22 protein-coding genes and 2 tRNA genes are annotated in these 21,651 nt (G+C 65.4%); 15 read left to right on the top strand and 9 right to left on the bottom strand.

The window, feature by feature from the left end; translation table 11 throughout:
• Positions 1–282 precede the first annotated feature (282 nt).
• The 3 genes from FM051_RS50935 to FM051_RS50170 all read right to left on the bottom strand — a co-directional run bounded on the left by FM051_RS50935 (position 283) and on the right by FM051_RS50170 (position 1,540).
• Positions 283–645: a hypothetical protein gene (locus tag FM051_RS50935; protein WP_202919258.1), complete on the bottom strand. Its 363-nt coding sequence runs from the start codon at positions 643–645 to the stop codon at positions 283–285.
• Positions 597–1,082: an AAA family ATPase gene (locus FM051_RS50930; RefSeq protein ID WP_202919257.1), complete on the bottom strand. Its 486-nt coding sequence runs from the start codon at positions 1,080–1,082 to the stop codon at positions 597–599. The genes FM051_RS50935 and FM051_RS50930 overlap by 49 nt, the downstream gene beginning before the upstream one ends.
• Before the next feature lie 83 nt (positions 1,083–1,165).
• Entirely contained in the window at positions 1,166–1,540 is a 375-nt protein-coding gene (locus FM051_RS50170; RefSeq protein WP_162470789.1) for a hypothetical protein, read from the bottom strand.
• Positions 1,541–1,884: 344 nt separating this feature from the next.
• On the opposite strand from FM051_RS50170, the gene FM051_RS40220 reads away from it, so the two are divergent.
• From FM051_RS40220 to FM051_RS40185, 9 genes are all read left to right on the top strand, one after another.
• On the top strand, positions 1,885–2,583 hold the full coding sequence (locus FM051_RS40220; protein WP_158852375.1) for a helix-turn-helix domain-containing protein: 699 nt from the start codon (positions 1,885–1,887) through the stop codon (positions 2,581–2,583).
• Positions 2,580–3,551: a hypothetical protein gene (locus FM051_RS50925; RefSeq protein WP_202919256.1), complete on the top strand. Its 972-nt coding sequence runs from the start codon at positions 2,580–2,582 to the stop codon at positions 3,549–3,551. Before FM051_RS40220 ends, FM051_RS50925 begins: the two co-directional genes overlap by 4 nt.
• Positions 3,552–3,582: 31 nt before the next feature.
• Complete coding sequence (locus FM051_RS50920; protein ID WP_238412985.1) at positions 3,583–4,122, top strand: tyrosine-type recombinase/integrase; 540 nt, start codon at positions 3,583–3,585, stop codon at positions 4,120–4,122.
• Between the two features lie 232 nt (positions 4,123–4,354).
• Entirely contained in the window at positions 4,355–4,771 is a 417-nt protein-coding gene (locus FM051_RS40210; RefSeq protein ID WP_158852374.1) for a hypothetical protein, read from the top strand.
• A complete protein-coding gene (locus FM051_RS40205) occupies positions 4,768–5,409 on the top strand; it encodes a helix-turn-helix domain-containing protein (RefSeq protein WP_158852373.1) in 642 nt (213 codons plus the stop codon). Before FM051_RS40210 ends, FM051_RS40205 begins: the two co-directional genes overlap by 4 nt.
• Positions 5,406–6,083, top strand: a complete 678-nt coding sequence (locus FM051_RS40200) for a DUF2637 domain-containing protein (RefSeq protein WP_158852372.1) — start codon at positions 5,406–5,408, stop codon at positions 6,081–6,083. The genes FM051_RS40205 and FM051_RS40200 overlap by 4 nt, the downstream gene beginning before the upstream one ends.
• A gap of 214 nt (positions 6,084–6,297) precedes the next feature.
• Positions 6,298–7,269 carry an AAA family ATPase gene (locus FM051_RS40195; RefSeq protein ID WP_158852371.1) on the top strand — a complete coding sequence of 324 codons (972 nt, stop codon included), beginning with the start codon at positions 6,298–6,300 and terminating at the stop codon, positions 7,267–7,269.
• Between the two features lie 97 nt (positions 7,270–7,366).
• Positions 7,367–9,634: a S8 family serine peptidase gene (locus FM051_RS40190; RefSeq protein WP_238412984.1), complete on the top strand. Its 2,268-nt coding sequence runs from the start codon at positions 7,367–7,369 to the stop codon at positions 9,632–9,634.
• Positions 9,635–10,316: 682 nt separating this feature from the next.
• Complete coding sequence (locus FM051_RS40185; protein ID WP_158852369.1) at positions 10,317–11,945, top strand: relaxase/mobilization nuclease domain-containing protein; 1,629 nt, start codon at positions 10,317–10,319, stop codon at positions 11,943–11,945.
• An 11-nt stretch (positions 11,946–11,956) separates the two neighbouring features.
• Here FM051_RS40185 and FM051_RS40180 read toward each other — a convergent pair whose 3' ends face one another.
• Entirely contained in the window at positions 11,957–13,237 is a 1,281-nt protein-coding gene (locus FM051_RS40180) for an NsdA family TPR-like regulatory protein (protein WP_158852368.1), read from the bottom strand.
• A gap of 26 nt (positions 13,238–13,263) precedes the next feature.
• Positions 13,264–13,719: a DNA-processing protein DprA gene (locus tag FM051_RS40175; RefSeq protein WP_202919254.1), complete on the bottom strand. Its 456-nt coding sequence runs from the start codon at positions 13,717–13,719 to the stop codon at positions 13,264–13,266.
• Positions 13,720–13,822: 103 nt separating this feature from the next.
• Between FM051_RS40175 and FM051_RS40170 the strand changes: the two genes are divergently transcribed.
• The 4 genes from FM051_RS40170 to FM051_RS40155 all read left to right on the top strand — a co-directional run bounded on the left by FM051_RS40170 (position 13,823) and on the right by FM051_RS40155 (position 16,935).
• Positions 13,823–14,680 carry a helix-turn-helix domain-containing protein gene (locus FM051_RS40170; RefSeq protein WP_158852366.1) on the top strand — a complete coding sequence of 286 codons (858 nt, stop codon included), beginning with the start codon at positions 13,823–13,825 and terminating at the stop codon, positions 14,678–14,680.
• Between the two features lie 119 nt (positions 14,681–14,799).
• The gene (locus tag FM051_RS53765; protein WP_338019519.1) at positions 14,800–14,934 is read left to right on the top strand and encodes a hypothetical protein; all 135 of its coding nucleotides are present in this window, start codon (positions 14,800–14,802) and stop codon (positions 14,932–14,934) included.
• Positions 14,931–15,917 (top strand): hypothetical protein, encoded by a 987-nt coding sequence (locus FM051_RS40160; RefSeq protein WP_158852364.1) that lies wholly within the window; start codon positions 14,931–14,933, stop codon positions 15,915–15,917. The genes FM051_RS53765 and FM051_RS40160 overlap by 4 nt, the downstream gene beginning before the upstream one ends.
• A gap of 58 nt (positions 15,918–15,975) precedes the next feature.
• Complete coding sequence (locus tag FM051_RS40155) at positions 15,976–16,935, top strand: HNH endonuclease (RefSeq protein WP_158852363.1); 960 nt, start codon at positions 15,976–15,978, stop codon at positions 16,933–16,935.
• Positions 16,936–17,006: 71 nt separating this feature from the next.
• Here FM051_RS40155 and FM051_RS40150 read toward each other — a convergent pair whose 3' ends face one another.
• Positions 17,007–17,234 carry an AlpA family phage regulatory protein gene (locus FM051_RS40150; protein ID WP_158852362.1) on the bottom strand — a complete coding sequence of 76 codons (228 nt, stop codon included), beginning with the start codon at positions 17,232–17,234 and terminating at the stop codon, positions 17,007–17,009.
• A gap of 102 nt (positions 17,235–17,336) precedes the next feature.
• Between FM051_RS40150 and FM051_RS40145 the strand changes: the two genes are divergently transcribed.
• Together FM051_RS40145 and FM051_RS40140 are read left to right on the top strand one after the other, a co-directional pair.
• The gene (locus FM051_RS40145; RefSeq protein WP_158852361.1) at positions 17,337–18,014 is read left to right on the top strand and encodes a helix-turn-helix transcriptional regulator; all 678 of its coding nucleotides are present in this window, start codon (positions 17,337–17,339) and stop codon (positions 18,012–18,014) included.
• The gene (locus FM051_RS40140; protein ID WP_158852360.1) at positions 18,011–19,225 is read left to right on the top strand and encodes a site-specific integrase; all 1,215 of its coding nucleotides are present in this window, start codon (positions 18,011–18,013) and stop codon (positions 19,223–19,225) included. The genes FM051_RS40145 and FM051_RS40140 overlap by 4 nt, the downstream gene beginning before the upstream one ends.
• Before the next feature lie 109 nt (positions 19,226–19,334).
• Here the strand turns inward: FM051_RS40140 and FM051_RS40135 are convergent.
• From FM051_RS40135 to FM051_RS40125, 3 genes are all read right to left on the bottom strand, one after another.
• Positions 19,335–19,407 (bottom strand) — tRNA-Arg (locus FM051_RS40135).
• Between the two features lie 39 nt (positions 19,408–19,446).
• Positions 19,447–19,536, bottom strand: a tRNA-Ser gene (locus FM051_RS40130).
• 117 nt (positions 19,537–19,653) lie between these two features.
• Entirely contained in the window at positions 19,654–21,651 is a 1,998-nt protein-coding gene (locus tag FM051_RS40125; protein ID WP_158852359.1) for an acetoacetate--CoA ligase, read from the bottom strand.

The raw sequence follows: 21,651 nt of genomic DNA, 5'->3' as shown, positions 1-21,651 counted from the left end.
TCGCGTGCGCGCGGGGAGGCTGCCGACCGGTCGCGACGGTGCTCGTCGGGATCACCATTCGGCTCATTCGGATCAGCACCCGTGACGTGATCCGAACGGGCCGAATGGTGATCCGGATAACGGGTCACAAGTCGAGTGACCAGACCGACCCCTGTCCGAAGCCCTGCCGGGTGGTCGCGATTCCGGCGCGCTTGCGGGCACGCTTCAACGTCGCCTCGGCGATGCCGTCCGCGCGTGCGGCCTTGATGATCTCGGCTGCCTTGCCGCTACCGCCGTGCTGGATCAGGTAGTCGCGCAGCCACGCGGCAGCCTCGTCGCGCTCCGAGCGTGCCTCGGGATGCCGGTCTCGGCGAGGATGTCGCGCACAGTGCGCTCGGTCTCACCCATCATGACCAGCCGACCGACCTCGGCGGGACCGTCGTCGGTCGGGATCACGGCGGACTCGATGCGGTAGCCCAGTGACGGCAGGTCCAACCGCCCGAGGTTGTTCTTGGCCTGACTGATCACACACGCGCCGTCGTCGCTCTCCTCGTCGCGAGCGACCGCCAAGACGGCGCGCGCCACAGCCGAGAACGCCCGACTTCCGGTGATCAGGTTCAGCGGGTCCGGGCTCGCCGACTTGTTGAAGTGGGCCAGCCCGACCACCGCGCACCCCGTGCGATCGGCCATGCGCGCCAGTGGTTCGAGGGCCTGCCGCAGCTCCCGGTCCCGATGGCGGACAGCAGCGGGTCGAGGATCAGCAGGCCGACGCCGCGCGCCGTGATCTCCTCGCCCAGCGCCTCGCAGTCCCGAGGCAACGTCAGGCCCGTGATGATGCCGTCCACGTCCACCTCGGCCCGATAGACCGCGTCGAGGTCGGCAGCGGCGAGCCTGGGCGCCACAGTGTGCGCCCAGGAGTCCTCGGTTGCGGTGTAGATGACCGGTCGCGGCTCGCCGTGCAGAGCGCCCGGCAACGTGCCGTTGGTGACCTGGGCGGCCAGCCAGCACGCGAACTGGCTCTTGCCGATGCCCTCGCGACCGGGCACCAACGACAGGGAGCCCGCGGGAACCCTGTCCTGCCAGGTCCAGCGCACCGCGCGCATTCGGATACCGGAAGCCGGGGTGAGCCTGATGTGCCTACCCTGCGGTGTCTCGATGCTCGGTGGATCGGTGCCGTAGGCCAGCGTCACGCGGCATCACCGAGGCCCCAGCGCGCCATGTGATGCGCGTGCTCAACCTCGGCGAGGGCGTAGCGCTCATGGACGCTGCGCACGTACCGCACGACCTCGGCGATTGCGCCGCTGTGCCGACCGACCACCTCGACGCCCGCCGCACCCCACGTCAGCCGTGCGGCACGTTCCAACGTCGCCAGGTCGATCCATCGGGCGTCCGCCAGATCGACTCGCACGCGCACGCCGAGCGGTACCGGGGTCGCGTCGCCGAGCGCGTCAATGCGCAGCTCCAACACGCCGTAGACCGTCCCGTTACGCTGGACGGGGTTCACTTCTCGATGCCGGGCGGCGGCTCCTGCCGGGGAGCCGCCGCTGTTCGTCTGCGTCACGCGGCGTCGTCCTCCTTGACGCCGAGCACCCCGCAGCAGGTCGGCCGTTGCGACGCGGTACGTGCTTGCCCAACCGCAGCACGCGTACCGGCAACTGATCGGATCTCGCCAGTTCGTAGGTCTTCGTCCGCCCGATGCCGAGCGCACGGCCTGCGGTCACCAGATCGACCGAGGGCGGCAGCGCGAGCAGTTCCCGGCGGGTCATCTCCCCAGACACTCAGACTTCATTTCGCAGCACCGATGTTGCAAATTGCACTCTCGATATGGCATGATCGTTCTACTGAACAGGACCGGACGCTACCGAGCCTGTCCAGCCAGTGCAAGGGAATCACCAGGAGGACACAGTGCACGAGCTGAGCGAGACGGTGGCGCAGGAAGTCCAGCGACACCGCAATCGGCACGGCTGGACACGCAAACAGCTCGCCGAGCGGTGCCAGGAACTCGGCGCGGACTGGCTGACGTTCTCCGCCATCACCAGCATTGAGACCGGTCGGCCGGACGAGACCGGTCGCCGACGTCGCGGCGTCACCGTGGACGAGCTGGCGGTGCTCGCGCGGGCGCTCCTGGTCCCCCCGGTGGTGCTGATGTTCCCCCTGCACACCGACGCCGAAGTCACCTGGTCCCCCGGCGCGACAGCACACCCCTGGCACGCGATCCGCTGGTTCAGCGGGGAAGGCCGCCAGCCCGTCAAGCCACGCGGCGGCGGGGAGTACGACGCCGCAACCGGCATCCACAAGTGGTACGAGGAGGAACCGAAGGACAACCACGAACAGCTCGACCTCCTGCGCCGGCACGAACGGCTCATCCGCGCGCTGACGGAGTCGGAGCAGCGGGCGATGAACGCGCACCGCTTCGCCGAACTCGCCCAGTCGCCCGAGACCAGGCAGGCCCGGCTGATCGAGGCCGACGCGGAAGACCTCTACCGCGCCCAGGTCATCGAGCGCGACCTGATCAACGTTCGCCGCGCGATGCGCCGAGCCGGTCTCACCCCACCGACCAACGACGAACTCGACCAACTCGACAGGAAGGACACCAACCGGTGAAAGCGGGAAGCATCACCCGCCGCTGTGCCTGCCGGAATCCCGACACGGGCAAGCAGTACGGCAAGGCGTGCCCGAACGCCAGGAAGAAGGGTCACGGCACCCTCGCCATCCGTCAGGAACTACCCCCGACCGCAGACGGAGAACGCCGAGTCTTCCGGCGCATGGGCTACGCCACCGTGGAGAAGGCACAGGCCGACCTCGACAAGGTGCGCGCGCTCCTGGCGATCCCGGAGAAGGACGACGACGAGGGACGCGACGCCATCGCCGCGCTGCTCGTCCAGGTCGCGGCCAACAAGGAGCCGATCCCGGACTACGACGAGACCAAGCGCCGCCTGCGCACCGGTCAGAACCTCGTCAACCGGATCACGGTCGGTGAATGGCTCGATCAGTGGATGGCGTCGGAGCAGCACCGCCGCGCCACGACCGTCAGCTACGAAAGCCACGTCCGCCTCTACATCAAGCCCAACATCGGCGACGTCCGGATCGACCGCTTGCAAGTCGCCCACGTCGCCAGGATGTTCCAAGCGATCGAGGACCAGAACGAAGTCATCCGGGCGAACAACCTCGACCGCAAGGAACTGGAGGTGCAGATCAAGCGGACGAGCGTCCGCAGCGAGAAGCGCAAGCTGCGCGAGCAGTTGGCGAGCCTGCCGCCGTACCGGCGGATGGTCGGACCGTCGAGCCGTCAGCGGATCAGGGCGACCCTGCGCGCGGCGCTGAACGACGCCATCGCACAGCAGTTGATCACCTTCAACGCCGCCGCGCACTTCAAGATCCCCTCAAAGCGACCCAAGCCGCTGGTATGGACCGCCGAGCGCGTCGAGCAGTGGCAGGCCACCGGCGTGCGACCGTCGCCCGTGATGGTCTGGACTCCAGAGCAGACGAGCCAGTTCCTCGACCACGCCAAGCACGACCGGCTCTACGCGATGTGGCACGTGCTCACCCTTCCGAGGGCTGCGCCGAGGTGAGGTGTGCGGGCTGCGGACAGAAGACGAGGACTTGGACGCGGGCACCCTCCAGGTGGCGAAACAGCTCACCGAGGTGGATTACGAGGTCGAGGAGAGCGACCCGAAGACCGAGGCTGGAGAGCGAACCGTTGCCCTCGACGCCGCCACTGTGAAGGTGATGAAGGCGCACCGCGCGCAACGCGCCTCGGAGCGCCTGACGGCAGGCCCGGCATGGGTCGAGTCTGGGCGGGTGTTCACGCAGAGGAACGGTGAGCAGCTTCGTCCGTCGTGGGTCACCGACCGGTTCGCCGTGTTGGCGGCTCAGGCTGGTCTCCCGCCGATCCGGCTGCACGACCTCCGCCACGGAGCGGCGACGCTCGCCCTGGCGGCTGGTGTCGAGATGAAGACGGTTCAGGAGATGCTGGGCCACAGCTCGATCACTGTGACGAGTGACACCTGTTCGACGGTGCTTCCCGAAGTCACTCGGAATGCCGCAGAGACGATCGCCGGTCTGGTCACTCGTCGGACCGGAACCGATGGGCACACATCGGGCACACAACAGCCGTCTCACAGCGAAATGGTCACGAGCTAAGCAGCGAGAAAAAACAAACCCGCTGGTGAGAGCGGGTTTGAGGTGGCGCGCTCGGCAGGATTCGAACCTGCAACCTTCTGATCCGTAGAGGCGAGAAGATCGACCTCCACGGTCCGCGTGGTCCGTCCACGCAGGTGAGCGTCCTTTCGCAGTCCAGGTCAGGGCCTCCAATCCCGCCCCGTCCGAGCAGTCCGTGAGACGACTGTGAGACGGGTGCGACGGAGGCCCACCGATGTCGACACCCACCCACTCCTCTATCCGCACACCCGACGACGTCCCGCGCCAGCCGCTGAGCGAACTGGTCGAGCACTGGTCGTCAGCCCGACTCCGCACCTTCGTGGCCGCCCACATCGAAGGCAGCACTCCAACCGCCGACGACCTGTTCGCCGAGCTGGCCTACAGCACCCGCATCGCCCAAGAGGCCACCTCCGGCCGCTGGTGCGTAATCGCCGACCTGTTGCGCACGCGCAACGCCATGTCCTGGACCGAGCTCGGCACCGCGATGGCGATGACCGGCCTCGAAGCCAAGACTGGCTTCCACGACTGGGTCATCCGCCAGACGCGCCTGCGCACCGTCACCGGCAATATCGGCCTGACCGATGCCGAGGCAACCACCCTCCACCTCCTCGCCGAGGAGGTGTCCTGGTGAGCATCGAAGCGATCAACTGGGCTCTGAACGATGCACCGATCCCCCGCGACCGCGGAGACGCCGCCAGCCTGGCGGCCGTCCTGATCGGCCTGGCGAACCACGCGGACCCGAACGGTCGCCACGCCTTCCCCAGCATCGAGAAGCTGATCCACTACACGCGTCTGTCCGAGCGCACCGTCCGCTCAGCTCTGCGCAGCCTCCAAGCCCTCAAGCTGATCCGCCCCTCCGATCCAGCCGTGATCGCCGCGCACATCAAGAGGGCCGACCGCAGGCCGAACGGCTACGACCTGGCCCTCTGCCCCTTCACCGGGCCTGCGGACAGCCACCACCACGGCCTGCGAGCATTGCCGCCCGTTGACCAGCACGAGGGGCAGATAACGTCGCTACGACCGGCAAGGAACAGCTTCACGAGGGGCAGCACTCGCCCCCGAACCGTCCTTAACCCTCCAGAGAACCGTCCTTCACGCGAGCGCGCGCCCGAGGCGCGCTCGCCCATGCCGCCCTGCGGCGAGTGCGACGCCCGCGACTCCGACCCGATCTCGGCCCGCGTCATCTGGCTGGACGAAGACCGAACCCGCTCGGTCCTCTGCGCACGCTGCCACCCACGAGCCACCGGAGCCGGGGAGACGGCCCAGTGACCGCACCCAACCCAGAACTCGTCACCCAGATCCGACAGGCGCTCGAAGCGGCGCGAGCAGCTGGCGAACCACCACCAGGCCGCCCCACCCTGGTTCGCCTGACCGGCGCCACCGATCACGCAGTTCGCAAAGCGCTGGCGGAGCTGGCGACGGAGGACACCAGCCTTGGCGACACCTCCACGCCACTCTCACCAGCCACTCCACCAGCCCGAACCACAGACGGCCGCCTGGTGGCCTGGGCAGGCTTCGTCTTCGGCTCGGTCATGTCGATCGCCGCCAACGTCCTCCACACCTGGCTACCAGCCGAACACCACCCCACCGGCTGGTCACCAGGACTGCCCCCGCAGATCGGAGCCGCAGTCTGGCCCATCGGCCTACTGCTCTCCGTAGAAGTCCTCTCCCGCATCCCCTGGCCCAAGGGCTGGCAATGGACCCTCGCCCGCTTCGGCGGCACCGGCACCGTGGCCCTCGGCTCAGCCGTCATCTCCTACGGCCACCTCCGAGACCTCCTACTGGCCTGGCACTACGGCCCACTGGCAGCAGCAGTCGGCCCCCTGGTACTCGACGGCCTCATGGTTATCTCCGGCTTTGCCCTTCTAGCGATGAGCCGCGTCACCTCCGATATCAACGCGGCAACCGTTGACGGTGAGGACGATGTGGTTGAGCCCACGTGAGACTCAGTGGAGTGATCTACAGGTCGCCTGTTGCCGTTGCAGGGCGCATCCCCCGTCAGGTCACTGCCAGCCACCCATCTCAGGATGCTGCGGCGAACTCCAAGAGATCTCAGCTGGAACCGGCGTGCTACACCCGCGCACCAACCTGCATGCGAAACTCCGGTACGGAGAGTTTGTGTGGGACGGCGCAGCCCGACGCCCTAGCATCATGGTCATGGCCGGCAGACACTTGAAGACACTCTTTCGGGCGTTCCATACCCGGGATGAGCTGGCGTTCCGTCGCGCGGCCCTTGAGATCATCGAGGAAGAGCAGGCCAAGCAGCATCACGCGTTGGCGCGCGATCTCCAGAAGCTCCTTGCCGTAGGTGGCACGGTCGATACCGGTAGCACCGTAATCCTTCCAGAGCCTCCGAAGGACCGGGAGGGAGAGTGGCCGCTTGCTGAGGTGCGTACACCAGACCGGCTCATCGAAGATCTTGTCCTAGCTCCCGAACTTGCAGCCACCCTAGGCCAACTGGTCGAAGAGGTCCGTCGATGGCCAGACCTGGACGCTGCGGGCATACCCAGGCGTCAGAGGCTACTTCTACAGGGACCACCAGGGTGTGGGAAGACCACTGCGGCAGAGGCACTCGCCACAGAACTGGGACGACCTTTTCTTTTGGTACGTCTCGATGCTGTCGTTTCATCTTACCTAGGAGAAACAGCAAGTAATCTTAGGCGTGTTCTAGACTACGCCAACCAGGCTCCTTTTGTTGTACTTTTCGATGAGTTCGACTCTCTCGGCCGCTCTCGCGACGACAGCAGTGAGCATGGTGAGATGAAACGCGTAGTAACCGCATTTTTGCAGATGATTGACACTTACCGCGGCCCCAGTCTTCTGCTCGCAGCTACTAACCACCCCGGTCTTCTTGACGCGGCACTGTGGCGTCGCTTCGACGAAGTCTTCACCTTCCGACTTCCTTCTGTACATGAACTGCGCCGGCTACTCCGTCTTCGACTTCGCCCCGTCCCGCATCGCGGAGTCGATATTGACAAAACAGCCAGCGCACTCAAGGGCTTGCCCCATGCAGCCGTGGAGAAGCTAGCCGCAGACGCTCGCCGCGCCGCGCTCCTACGGGGTCACAATGAGGTCCTGCCCGGCGATATCACCGATGCGATCGCAGTTGTGACCGCGCGGCCCTGGTAACGCCTGCTCAAGGAGGCGCACGATGCCTAGTCACCTGCTGCTACCCGATCCACGCCCTGTCGGGTCTCGGCGAGCTGGCGGCGGAGGTGGCACGCCAGTGCCGAGGAACCGACAGCAGCATGGTGCCCACCTGCAAGCAGAATTGCAGCAGGTTGTCACGGCACCGCGCCGCCTCGACGCAGGCGTCGACCCAAGTCTCGTTTTTAAGATTCGCGCCGCTGGTCGACCACAGGAAAATTCGCTCGAAGCGCGAAAACTCCAAGTTCTCGGCGAAACCGTGAGTTACACATACTTCGTACTCAGTAACGATGGAACGAATGAACTCGCCGTAGCGCTTGCAGAATATGCTCGAACCGGAGCACTATATTCGCTCGTCGACCTGATTAACGATATAGAACCCTACGGACCGGAGGATCGTCGCGGCCCTGGACTTGCCCCGCCACCTGATGGACAGTTTCTCGTAGACGTTATCATTTGGCCTTCACCAGACGGAACGGAAGCACGGCGACGCGCCTCCATCGTTGATGCAGTGCTTGCACAAACGGAAGTTCAGGCTCAACTTCGTTCCGTTAGCCCTCGACGAAACCTGATTCGTGCACGTGTCAATGCGGAAGGTCTCGAAGATCTACTTAATACCAGTGTAGTGGAACTGGTCCGCACCCCTCCTGTACCATTCCTTGATTTTCGCGATTGGCGCACACTCCAATCTGAGGACCTACCCCATCGAATTACCGTGGCATCGGCTGCAGTTGGCGTGCTCGACGATGCCCCCGCCTCTGCCCATCCACTGCTATACGGCCTTGTAGAATCCGTGGACCCTGTCGGACCGCCCAACTACCCGTGGCAGCAGCCTGGTGATCACGGTAGCGAAGTGGTCGGCCGTGTCCTTCTACCGTTTCTTCACGAAGAATTGCGCGAAGGCTCGCCTTTCAAAGCCTACGGAACAGTGCGCGTAGCGCGAATTCTGGAACCCGATCCAAATAACCCTTCCGGTGCCCCACGGTTTGCAGTTAGCGACTTTCCACACACGCTCGTCGAAAAAGGAATTCGCCACCTCCACAAGACTTACGGCGTAAGAATATTCAACTTGTCGGTCGGCTATAGCGAACCTTACTCCGATATTCACCTTGACGCCCTTACCGAGACCATTGACGAACTCGTTAGAGAACTCAATATTGTGGTAGTCGTTCCTACGGGAAATGTAGTTTTCCACTCCCTTAGCGCCATGACACCCAGTGGCCATCACGCTGCTGACGACTACCCCAAATACCTCGACACTCCCGAACATCGACTTTCTGAACCCGCACCCGCAGCCCTCGCCCTTACTGTCGGCTCCTTGGCACTCAGTGAAGGAGTAGCCGAGATAGGGTCGAATCGCCTGGGATGGCAAGCCATCGCCAGCGCAGATCAAGTATCACCTTTTAGTCGCACCGGCCCAGGAACCGGATCGAATGAACGGCGACGCAACAAGCCAGAAGTAGTTCACTACGGCGGAAACCTCGTCTTGAGCGATCTCGGGCATGTGGTCACCAATGATATGGGTGCCAGCCTCGTCAGTACGGCAATAAATTCGACGAACGGACAACTGTTCAAAGCTTGCAACGGGACAAGCTACGCAGCACCAGCCGTGGCGCGCATTGCAGCTGACATTACGCACGCCTATCCTGATGCTTCGGCCAACCTAATCCGAGCGCTGCTAGCCGGTAGCGCACGTTTGCCCGATACGTCAGCAGATAACGTCGAGGAGCACCGCAAGGCTGCTCGATTCGGACTGGGACGCCCCGATACAGAACGTGCCATCAATAGCGGAAATCGACGCGCGACAATGACTTACGACGGTGCCATGCCTGTCGACACCGTGCACCTGCATCCGGTACCGGTTCCTGAAGTTTTCCGACGAGGCAGTGGTAGCCAACGTACACTCATCATAGCGCTGGCGTTTGACCCTCCGGTGCGACGTCAACGTCGCGAGTACCTCCACGCCAATATGCAGGTTGACCTTTACCGCAATATCGATCTTGACGAACTCCGAGAAGTACTACGACGTCAAGAATCCACAAATGCCCTGGATCCAATCAGAGACCGCAGACGCCCTCCCCTAATTCCTGGCAGCGATTTCGTAGCAAGCAGTACGCTGCAAGTGCGCAGCTGGACTATGACTAACTCGTTCGTCAACGATGACGATATCTTCTATGTCGCGGTCACTCATCGCGCAGCGACTTGGGCCAGAAACGACCCTCGTTACCTTGAGCAGTCGTATGCACTGACCGTAACACTGGAAGACCAGCATCTTGTTCATGCGAATCTACACCAACTTCTAACTCAACAAGTTCGTCTACCTGCACGACTCAGGATTCGCCCATAGATGTCGGGACGACAGAGCCGCCGCGACTCTTAATAGGCCGTTTGATAGGAGCCGGCTCCACCTATTTTACTCAGCGCAGTACATGCTGAGCAAGATAGGTGGAAGAGTGCCTCTTCCACCTGAGTGTGCGTGCGGCATGGCATGCTGTGCACCTGGGTAAGGCATCACGAGGAAGCAGAAGAAGACCACCAGGTGGCCCACCTAGCTGGTGGTGACGGCGTCCGAAGCGACGTCGTCCTAGCCAGTGTCGGGGGGACACGGTTATGGGTGGGCAAGAGCAGGAACGGTTGGGCTATCGGGAGCACGCTGCAGGGGAGCGACGGGCTCGGCGTGGGGCTTTGCGCTACACCGACGCCGAGTGGGCAGACCTATGCAAGGTCGCTGCTGTCGAGGGAATGAAGCCTGGGGCATGGGCTCAGCAGGCTGCGCACCAGGCTGCGGTTCGGAAGCTTCGCGGTGAGTCGTTCGAGGACAGCCAGGTACGCGAGCTGATCTCGGAGCTTCGTGAGCGTCGGCGAGTGCTGACTAATGTGGGGAGCAGCCTCAACCAGGTTGCTAAGGTCGCGAACTCGACCGGGCGGGTTGATAGCGCTGCCGCCATTCGCACGATGCTTCGAGTTCTGGGCAATATGCTGAGGTCACACGACGCTGTGGTGGCTTCGATCTGGTCGAGGCTTCGACGATGATCGCCAAGGTCGTTCGAGGGTATCGGCCTGCCGGGCTGATTCGGTACCTGTTCGGACCTGGCAAGGCCGAGGAGCATCGGAACCCTCGAATTGTTGCGGCTTGGGATGATGCCCCTTGGGCACATCAGCCGGAGAAGGCTGTGGCTGTCCGAGTGGATGGCGAGGTAGTCAAGCCGGGTGAGTTCGACTTCACGCTCGGGCCGCTGATCACCACCATGCAGGAGTGGCCGCGGGTAGCCGGGTTGCCGTTGAGCACTCCGCAGGCGATCACTGACGAGTGGGCAGAGCGGATTCGGTTTGGGGACGTGCCGGCGGATGCTCCGGCTTGGGTGCGGCACTACAAGTGGGATGCCCGGAAGAAGGCCGTAGTGCTCCGGCCTGGGTACGTGTGGCACACGCCGGTTCGGCTTCATCCTGGGGATCGGACGCTGAGCGATGAGGAGTGGGAGGGCATCGCTGAGCGGTTGATGAAGGCAACTGGGATTCATCAGGCCGGGTGTCGGTGGATCGCTGTGCGGCACGCTGACGACCACATTCACCTCATGGTCACGCTCGTCTCCGAGGTCACCGGTAAGCAGTTCACACCCTACCGGGATTTCCTGGCACTGCGGAAGGAGTGCCAGGCGCTGGAACGTGAGCTTGGCCTGACGCCCACAGCCAGCATCGACAAGACCGCTCCGGTGGCGCCTACCCGGCAGGAGAAAGGCAAGGCTGAGAGGCTGGGGTGGGAGGTGACGGCTCGGGAGGAGTTGCGGCTTGTCGTTTCGCAGGTCGCTGCGACGACGAGGAGTGGTGAGCAGTTCCTGCGTGAGCTGAAGCGGGAAGGGTTGAACCCGCAGGCCGTGGCTGGTGATGGCGGCCGAGTGCTCGGCTACACGGTTTTCTTGCACAAGGATCGCACCAGGAAGTCGAAGCCGGTTAGGTACTCGGGGTCGAAGCTCGCCGCTGACCTGAGCTGGCCGAAGCTCACCGAGCGCTGGGCTTCTATACCGCCGCCCGATGCGTTGGAACGGATCAACGGCGCGTGGGCCACGCCTGAGCAGCGCCAGACGGCTATGGAGGCGAGCACCAAGGTCGTCGAGCACGTTGCCGAGGTACTGCGGACCCGCACCCTGCACGAGGATCTGGGCGGGATCGCGCATGCCACTGGCGAGGTACTGGCTGCCTTGGCTCGGGGACGGGAAGGGCGCTCGGGCGGTGTGCTGACTGAACTGGTCACGCAGTACGACCGAGCGGCACGAACACCACATCGGGTTCTACCGGAACGGATCGGACCGCTGGCCCGCAAGCTGCGCCAGGCAGCGAGGGTGATCGCCGCGGTCGGGGTTCTGACTGCGCGCGGCAATGAAGCGCTGGCTGCGCTTGCCCTGCTCGCGGCATTGGTGCTGCTGATTGCGCGGATCGCGATCTGGCTTCAGGCTCGCAATCGAATCCATCAGGCTGCTGCGGCCGGTCGAGTGGCTCCCGCGCTGAGTGAGTTCAGGGACGCGGAGCACGCAAGGGTGCACGTTGTTGTCAGGCGTTCGACCAACACCCCGGTGAGCAGGACACGGCTTCAGCGCCCGATGGTGGGAGGGAAGCCGGTGGTACCGAAACTTCAGCGGCCCCGTGGACCAGGCCATTGAAGGTGGCTGTCTTACCGACCTAGCAGCGTGTCGTGGATGTGGTCGTCCAGCTCGGCGACGAAGGACTCCTCGCGCCATGGGCGCAGGTGCCTGCGTGCGCGGCCGATGCGTTGGGCCGGCACTCGGCCGCCAGTAGTGGCGGTGATGTCCACAGCTTCGTGGAGGAGGGTGACGCAGGCTGCGGCGTCACCGAGACCGAGGCGGGCCAGGGCGAGGTCCGTGGCGCCGATACCTCGTTGGACCGCGTCGCGTGCGCCGGTGAGGCTGGTCAGGGAGCGGGTAAGCAGGTCGTCGGCGCGGTGGGCTTGGCCGCTGTAGAGGGCGCACAGGCCCTCGAAGCCGCTGACCCTGTCGGCGTTGAAGGCGGCGAACGGGTCGCCCACGGAGAGCTGGTCGACGGTCTTCCACGCACGGTCAAGGGCGGTGGCTGCGGCGCTCGGATCGCCGGCGCGGGCTTGGACTTCGGCATGGACGGCGTGAGCACGGGCTCGGATGGCGTGGCTGGAGCCGCGGTGGGCGTCGACGGTGGCGGCGCGGGCGAGTTGGAGTGCGGCGTTGAGATCGTCGGTGGCGTGCAGGGTGACCATCGTGTGGCTGGTGAGCACGGCCGCCAGGCGGCTGCGGTCGGGCAGACGGGCGGCGGTGGCTTCGGCGTCGCGGTAGAGCGCCATCGCGACGTCGTCGTCGCGCGTCTCGAAGGCCAAGCGGGCGGCCAACGCGTAGGCGTCGGTGGCGAGGATCAGCAAGTCGATGGTCGGCTTCGGCCCGGTCAGCAGCGTGCGGCAGGCATCGAGGACCGGTGCCAGTTGGAGTTGGAGGCGGACGAACGGTGTTGAGCCGACCTGTTGATTGAGGTCGGCGACCGTGACGGCCAGGTGGTCGACCAGGTCGTCGGCTCGGCGTGCCGGATTTCGTGGACTCGGTCGGGCGTGGGTGATCGAGTCGATGAGCCGGTCGATGCGTTGAGGTGCGGTGCCGAAGTCGCGGAGTACGTCGAGGAGCTTGGCGAAGTCCGAACCGGTGCCGAGATCCCAATCCCCAGTCGAGGTCTTCGCGTAGATCCGGGCCAGGAGGTATTGGTAGCGGTCGCCTGGCTTGGTGCGATCGGCGGGACTCTCCCAGCGGGCGACGGTGCGTTGGATGCTGGACACCGGAAGGGTGGCCGGAGACGCTATCCCGAGATCGCGGGCGGTGTCGCGGAGTGCTCGGGCAAGGTCCGCCCAGGACCAGCCGCGCGACTCGCGCAGCCTGCGCAGGCCGGCGGCACCGAGTTCACCTTCGACGGCGGTCACGGATTCATTAGAGCACTCATTCCGTGTCAGACCGGTACCACCAGGCGAGGCTTTCCCCGATCGGCGGCATAGTTCAACGTGTACCAAGTGCCGGAGGTCTGGCCGGTGCCTCGGGGAAAGCCGATGACAAAGTCGCTGCGATCGACCATGTACCGGTTGCGGGCGTGGTAGGCCGACGTGTCGAGAGCGGGCGCGGCCAGCTCGATGACTTCGGCGAGTCGGTTGTGCCCCCGCCACGACTTGATCGCCGAAGAGGCTGATTTCGGCTGGTCAGCGACTGTGCAGGGGACCACTACGGTGAGGGCTGCCGAGGTGTTCTCGGCCAGCCAGTTGAGAGTGGCGGTGTCGATACCGGCCGCTCCTCCGATGTAGAAGTGGGCGTTGCCGAACGGCAGCAGGTAGTCATCGAAGAGCACGTTGAGGCGGTCGTCGTCTTCGGCCGATATTGAACGCGTTCCCGTGATGGTGATGGTGCGAACCACTCGGAGCCGTCCTTTCCGCGATGTCATCGAATGTCATCTGCCGCGCGAGCGCCCTCAAACGATCTCATGACTCGGCAATCCGTTCGCGCGCCGAAGGGAAGTCATGGAGATCGTGACCGAGGAGAAGCAGTCGTCGGCTCGGCTGAGCACGGCACGCAGCAGGGAACTGGGCGAGGAGCTGCGGCGCGTCCGCCATCGGGCGCGGTTGTCGTCTTCGTTCCTGTCCGAGGCGCTGGGGTGGTCGCTGGGCAAGCTCAGCAAGTTGGAGACCGGCAGCCGCGGCACGAGCCCGTGGGAGATCGGCACGCTGTTGGGGCGTTGCGGCGCGGACAAGCCGACCCGCGACCGCGTCATGGCCATCGCCAACGAGCCGGACACGGGCAGCTTCCTGCGGCTGCACGACGGCTCCCCCGACTCGCTGCTAGCGCTGTCCGTGCATGAGCAGACTGCGCGGGCCGTGACCGTGTACGAACCGCTGACGGTCCCGAGCCTGGCGCAGACGGAGGACTACGCACGAGCGGTGAGTGGCAACGAATCCGTGGTCGGGGCACGTGCAGCGCGTCAGGAGGTGCTGCGTCGGCCAGGTGGACCGCAGACGGTCCTGTTCGTCCACGAGGCCGCTCTGCGGTTGGTGGTCGGCGACCACCAGGTGATGCGGGACCAGATGCTGCGCCTGACCCTGATGTGCGGCTGGGCACGGATGAGCCTGCGGGTGATCCCAATGACGGCCCACGCGCATGGGGTCTTGCGGGGTCCGGCCGCGCTGCTGACCTTCACGGCGCCGGTCAATCCAGTCGCCTACGCGGAGACGGACACCGCAACCGTCTTCCACGATGCCCCGAATGTCGTCCTCACCTACAAGGCCAAGATGCGGCAGTTGGAGCGGCTGGCCTTGAACGCGGAGCAGTCGCGTGCGGTCTTCGCCCGGTGGGCCGATGCCTACGACCGCGAGAACCGCTGACGCACCCGATGTCATACACAGTCAGGCTGCGCACCACGGCATTCCTCCAAGCTGTGCGATCCGCACGCATGCACTCCGACTACGCGCTCACACAAGCGATGGAGCTCAACCGTTCCACCGTGACCCGTGTGATCAAGGGACAGCTGAACCCCGGCCCGGCGTTCATCGGCGGCGCGTTGAGCGCGCTGAACAAGCAGTTCGACGACCTATTCGAGGTCGTCCATCTTCCGCAACCGGGGAAGACCGACTCGTGATCACCAGTCCGACTGAGCTGCCTGATCTGCGCTTGCGGATGCGCGAGCACGTGATGACCTCCAAGTGGGGACACGAGATCGTGCACCGCCTGGATGAGGGCAAGGCCGCGTTGACGCCTCGGCTGACCGGTCCACCGCGCATCCGGCGGGCAAGCACGGTGACCGGTGCGTTGCTCATGGCGCGACGTGAAGAGCAGCGCTTAGGCGAGGCCCAGCTCTACTGGGTCGACCAGGACATGAGCACGCTCGCACTCGCAGCCGCTGCCACGCCGTCCCGTGAGCCGGTGATGGCACGCCGAATGCCTGCCGAGTCTGGGCTGATGGTGTTCTGCGAGCCGATCGGCGGCCGGGGTGGCGAGCAGGTCGTGGCGGTGTCCTGGTCCCACTGGACGCCGCAAGATCTCGGTTTGGAGGACGGCTCGGGTCTGCTCACGTGGAGCTTGAACACGCTGGGCGGCGCAGTCCCGCTGCACCCAGGTTTCGACGGCGTGTGGCTGACCTACTGGACGCCGCAGCTCGTGCCGCTCGCCGAGTCGGTGCTGCCGTTCGGTCAGCCCTTACCGCTTCCACGCCCCGACACCGCAGAGCAGTGGGCGCACGTCGTCTACACCTCCTGGCAGCTCATGGCGCAGACCGGCAATGCCCGACTCGCCGCGCTCGAAGAGCTCACCCGCACGCGCCACGGCCGCAAGCGTGACCAGCGCGCCGACATCGAGGACTCCAGCGCCGTCCGGCTCGTCCGGGTCCACACGCGCCAGCGAGCCATCGCGCCTGCAGGACATGATGCCCCGCAGTGGACAAGCCGCTGGCCCGTCCGCCCTTACCGGCGCAACACCTGCCTCAACTCCCGCCTCCATGCCGACGGCGGCTGTGAGCACGAGGAGCGAATCGTTCCAGCCCACATCAAGGGACCGGCTGATAAGCCACTCAAGGTCAACACCAGGGTGAATGTCTGGGACTCCCCGCCACCGACGAAGTCCTAGACCGGCCTAACGCAACACGAGTGTGTGGCGATGACCTTCGCGAAACAGTTCCATCATCGTGGGGGAAGACGTGCAGACGGACGAACAGCGGGGCGCGTGGCTGATGCTCGCCGTCGGGGACGACCGGCCGCGCCGCAGCAACGACGGTTACGACGACGCGCCGGCGGCCCACTACAGCTGGGACAGTTCGGTCCTGAACCACCAGCTACCGCAGGCGGGCGACGTGATCGTCCTGTGGAACAAGAAGGTCCTGCTGGGTGCCTCGGTGATCGAGAAGATCGTCGTCGGCGAGGAGGACAAGGCCTTCCACCGCTGTCCGTACTGCGGCAGGGCCACCATCGAGCTGCGCAAGACCGCGAAACCTCCGTACCGGTGCACCAAGTGCACCGGTACGTTCGAGGTGGCGGAGGTGGTCACCATCCGAAAAGACGTCACCACCTACCGGTCACACCACGAGGTCGCCTGGGTGGATCTCACCGGGGAGCTGACCAGTGATCGGTTGCGCGGGCTGTGCACGCGGCCGAAGTCGCAGCTCAGCATCCGCCAACTCGACTACGCGAGGTTCCAGGAGGCCGTGCGGGCGGCACCGGGCCGACCGTCCCTGTCACCGGTCGAGGCCGCTTTGGCAACCACGCTGAGGGGCGGTCACACCACGGCGGTCGTGCGCGTACGGCGAGGGCAGGGCGCCTTCCGCAGCCACCTGCTGAAGGAATACGGCGACAAGTGTGCGTTCACCGGCCCCACCCCGCACGCCGCGCTCGAAGCAGCCCACTTGAACAGCTTCGCCGCCGACGGTCGGCATCACGACCAGGGCGGTCTCCTGCTTCGGCGCGACGTGCACCGCCTTTTCGACCTCGGCCATCTCGCCGTGGATCCGCAGGACCACACCATCGACGTCTCCGAGGCCATCGGCTGCTACCCCGAGTACCGCCAGCTCCAAGGCGAGAAGCTGCACGTAGAACTCACCACGCGCCAAGAGGGCTGGATCGCGAAGCACTGGGCCATGCACCGAAGCTGAGCTGACAATTGTGTGCCCGTTCCGGCGGGGCGTCCGCCGACAACGCCTGGCTACGCCACAGCTATTGGTCCCTAGGCTGCGTCGTCCGACAGCTTGCGGATGATCGATGCCGTTACTACGCGATAGCTACGGCGCAACCTGATCACCCTGGCTGGGAAGTCACCGGTGGTGATCAGTTCGTAGGCGTGACTGCGTGAGATGCCGAACGCGCTCGCCGCCTTCGCCACGTTCACTGTCGCGGGCCAGCGCCTGACCTCATCGAGCGTCGGGCGCCATGTGTCGTTGTTTTGCCTGGTCATCGAACGATCCCCCCGATCGTTGAACCGCCATTACTCCATTCGAGTGTGCGTCGACCTTCATCTGTCTGTCAAGCGAACCGACGAGCTGGCATACTCGGCGAGGTGACAGAGCCGCAGTCGGTCGGTGCCGTCGTCGGGGAGAACCTGGAGCGCCTGCGGAAGTTGGCGCGGCTCACCCAGCACGAGACGGCTCGGTTGTTCTCGCGGCGGGGTATCCCGTTCAGCCGCAGCAAGATCGCGGCGTTGGAGGCTGGCGAGCGGCCTAACCCGAACTTCGCTGACGTGCTGTTGATCGCTCACACGTTCAACGTGGAGCTGTCCGAGCTGTTCGAGGGTGATGGGCCGGTGGCTGTCGCCGAGCACTTCACCCTGAGCAGGCCGCTGATCCGGGACTTCATCCGAGGGATCGCGAGCGGTGGCCGGTCGGAGGAGTGGGATCCGAAGACGCGCCGGGACGAGCTGTTCGGGCTGTCGGCGATCCGGGCCAAGGGTGAGGCGTGGTTCGCGGCCAAGGTTCAGGGGACCGAGGCTGACAACACCCTGGCCCAGCGACTTGGGGTCTCGCCCAAGGCGGTAGTCGACGTCGCCCAGAAGCTCTGGGGACGGACGCTCACCGACGAGCGGGACGCCCAGCTGGCCGACCTTGGCGACCTCGACATCAACGAGCGCCAAGCCCACCGCGGGCACATCACCCGGCTGCTGTCACAGCAGGTCCAGGCCGAGCTTGATCGGCGTGGGCTGATCGTGGAACCGATAGAGGAGCACCAGGAGGACGAGTGAGCGACCCGATCAAGAAGATCACGTTGAAGGACGGGACGGTGAGATACCGGTTCGTTGTGGACATCGGCCGCGACCCGGCGACGGGCAAGCGGCAGCAGAAGACCTTCACGTTCGACACCAAACGCGAGGCCCGCGCCGAGTACGACAAGACGCGCCACAAGGTCAACGAGGGCACTTACATCCGGCCTAGCAACACAACGGTCGGCGAGTACCTCGATGGGTGGTTGGAGGGCGCTACGCGGAACCTCCGGGCGTCCAGCAACCGCAGCTACCGGGACGCGCTCCGGCCCGTGCGCGAGCAGCTCGGTGCCACGCCGATCCAGCGGGTCACCAAGGCCGACATCGAGCGGATGGTCACCTGGATGGAGACAGCCGGGAGACGGCGAGGTGGCAAGCCGGGGACGGGGCTGGGGCCACGCAGTGTGCGGTTGACGTTGGGCAGGCTCACGGCCGCGTTCGAGATGGCGACGCTGGAGGGGCTGGTGGCGCGCAACGTCGCCAAGCTGGTGAAGCCGCCGAAGTACAAGCCGGCGAAGCCCGACACTTGGTCGAAGAACGAGGTGCGGCTGTTCATCCTCAAGGCCAAGGAGGATCGGCTGCACGCGGCCTGGCGGCTGACGCTGTACGGGTTGCGTCGCGGTGAGGTGCTCGGGCTGCGGTGGGACGAAGACGTCGACTTCGGTGAGTTCGCCAAGGCGTGCGAACGACACGAGCTGAAGTGGTGCGTGGACTGCTACGCCGAGGGCACGGCGACCGTGCAGGTTCAGCAGGCGAGGGTGCTGGTCGAGGGCAAGGTGCTGATCGTCCCGCCCAAGTCGGAGAACGGGTTCCGCAAGCTCCCGCTCGACGTCGCGGCGGCATCAGCTCTGCACACTCTCAAGGTCAAGCAGGCCGAGGAGAAGCTGGCGGTCGGCGAGGGCTACCGGCAGAGCGGCTACGTGGCTGTGGACGAGGCTGGCGAGCCGGTGCACCCCGAGTGGTACTCGGACGAGTTCGGCCGCCTGTCGAAGCGGGCCGGGGTGAAGCGGATCGTGCTGCACGAGGGACGGCACACGGCGCTCAGCCTGATGGAGAAAGCCGGGGTGCCGATCTCGATCGTCAGCAAGTGGGCCGGGCACTACGACACGGCCTTCACGTACTCGACCTACGTCCACGCTAGTGACGAGGATCTCCAGAGCGGGACCGAGACGCTAGGCAAGCTCTACGGCTGAGCAGCAGTACGAGCGTTCGTGTGAAGATGTGAGACAGCAGCCCTCCACACAACAAATCAGGACCCCGTTCCGTTAACCGAAACAAGGCCCTGACCTGGACTTACTCTAGTGCGCTCGGCAGGATTCGAACCTGCAACCTTCTGATCCGTAGTCAGATGCTCTATCCGTTGAGCTACGAGCGCATCGTTCTTCAGTTGTCACCCAGCCGAAGCCGGGTGTTGCGGAGGCTCCGGGATTTGAACCCGGGATGGGCGATAAACCCAAACCGCATTAGCAGTGCGGCGCCATAGACCAGACTAGGCGAAGCCTCCCGGAGCCCTCGGCTACGACGCATAGATTACACATGCCACCGGCACCCAAGCAAAACGCCCCCCTCCTTACGGTGTCTACCCTGGTCAGAGGGGGTGCGGGGGGCGTTCGCGAGGGGGTCAGGGGACGGTGGAGTGAGGTAGGTCTCCTGCCAAGTCGATGAATGGGCGCAGTGACGCCGGGTTGCGCAGGGCGTCCAGGCTGACCGCGCGCTCGGGTGGGGTGCCGGCGAGGATCTTCTTCACGGGGACCTCGCACTTCTTGCCGTTGAGGGTCCTTGGGATCTCGTCCACTGCAACGAACCTGTTCGGCACGTGTCGTGGGGAGAGGTTGGTGCGGAGTTCGGCTCGTAGGAGGGGCTCGACGGTTGCCAGGGTTGTGCCTGGCTCCAGGACCAGGAAGCACAGGAGTTCGCCGTCGGTCTGGCCTGCGCCTGAGGTGTCGATCACCAGTGAGTCGGCTACGCCGGGCATGCCTTCGACCACCCGGTAGAACTCGCTGGTGCCCATGCGCACTCCGCCTCGGTTGAGGGTGGAGTCGCTTCGGCCGTAGATGATCGCCGAACCCCGCCGTGTGATCTTGATCCAATCGCCGTGCCGCCAGACTCCCTCGAACGTCGAGAAGTACGCCTCGTGGAGTTTCGAGCCGTCCTCGTCACTCCAGAAGAACACCGGCATCGACGGCATGGGCTTGGTGATCACCAACTCGCCCACCTCCTCGATCACCGGAGTGCCGGACTCGGAGTAGGACTCGACGGCCGCTCCCAGCGCACGGCACGAGAGTTCGCCCAGCCAGACGGGTAGGTCGGGGGCCGCGGCCACGAAGGCGGTGCACAGGTCGGTGCCACCGGAGACCGAGGCGATCTGGATGTCCTGACCGACGGCGGACGCGATCCAGCGGAAGCCTTCGGGGGTCAGGGGGGCACCTGTGGAGCCGACCACGCGCAGGGCCGTCAGGTCGTAGCGAGTGGCCGGGTGGAGGTCTTCCTTCAGGCACGACTGGATGTACGGCGCCGACGTGCCGAAGTACGTCACGCGGTGCTGTTCGGCGAGGTGCCAGAGGACGTTCAGGTCGGGGTGCGCGGGGCTGCCGTCGAACAGCACGATCGTCGTCCCGACCAGCAGGCCGGAGACGAGGAAGTTCCACATCATCCAGCCGGTGGTGGTGAACCAGAAGAAGCGGTCGCCAGGCCCCAGGTCGCTGTGCAGCGCGAGCATCTTCAGGTGTTCCAGGACGATCCCGCCGTGGCCCTGGACGATGCCCTTGGGCAGCCCCGTGGTCCCCGACGAGTACAACACCCACAACGGGTGGTCGAACGGCACCGGCTCGAAGGCCAGGGCCGCGCCGTCGTGGTCGGACAGGAGGGAATCCCAGGTCACCACGCCTGGCAACGGGGTGCCGCCGACGTAGTCGATCATCACCGTCGCCCGCAGGGACGGGATCTCCCCCCGCAGCTTCTCCACGGTCGGCCGGACGTCGAACGCCCGCCCGTTGTACCGGTACCCGTCGACGGTCACGAGCACCGTCGGCGTGATCTGGGTGAACCGGTCCGCGATCGCCCTCGCCCCGAAGTCCGGCGAGCACGACGACCAGGTCGCGCCGAGCGACGCCGCCGCCAGGAACGCGATCAGCGCCTCGGGCGAGTTCGGCACCAAAGCCACCACCCGGTCACCGGGACGCACCCCCAAAGCGACGAACCCGGCTCGCACCGCGGCCACCCGCCGGCGCAACTCGCCGTACGTGAGCTGCGACGACAGCCCGTCCTCACGGTGGAACACGACCGCCAAGTCGGTTTCCCGGCCCCGCAGGGCGTGCTCGGCGTAGTTCAGGGTGGCACCGGGGAACCAGGACGCCCCGGGCATCACGGGAGCCTCCAGCACGCGCGTGGGAGCGCTGTGGAACACCACCTCGAAGAACTCCGCGATCGCGCCCCAGAACCCCTCCAGGTCGGAGGTGGACCACTCCCACAGCGACCGGTAGTCGGGGAAGTCCAGGCCCTTCGACGAGGCGAGCCAGGAGCGGAACGCGGTCATCCGGCTGTCCTGGACCCGATCGGGGGCCGGGCGCCACAGGAGTTCCGCCTCGCCGGCGGCGGTGCCGGCACGCATCTCGGTCAT

Source organism: Saccharothrix deserti, from assembly GCF_009769385.1.
Taxonomy (GTDB): domain Bacteria; phylum Actinomycetota; class Actinomycetes; order Mycobacteriales; family Pseudonocardiaceae; genus Actinosynnema; species Actinosynnema deserti.
This window is presented reverse-complemented; position numbering and strand designations above follow the sequence as displayed.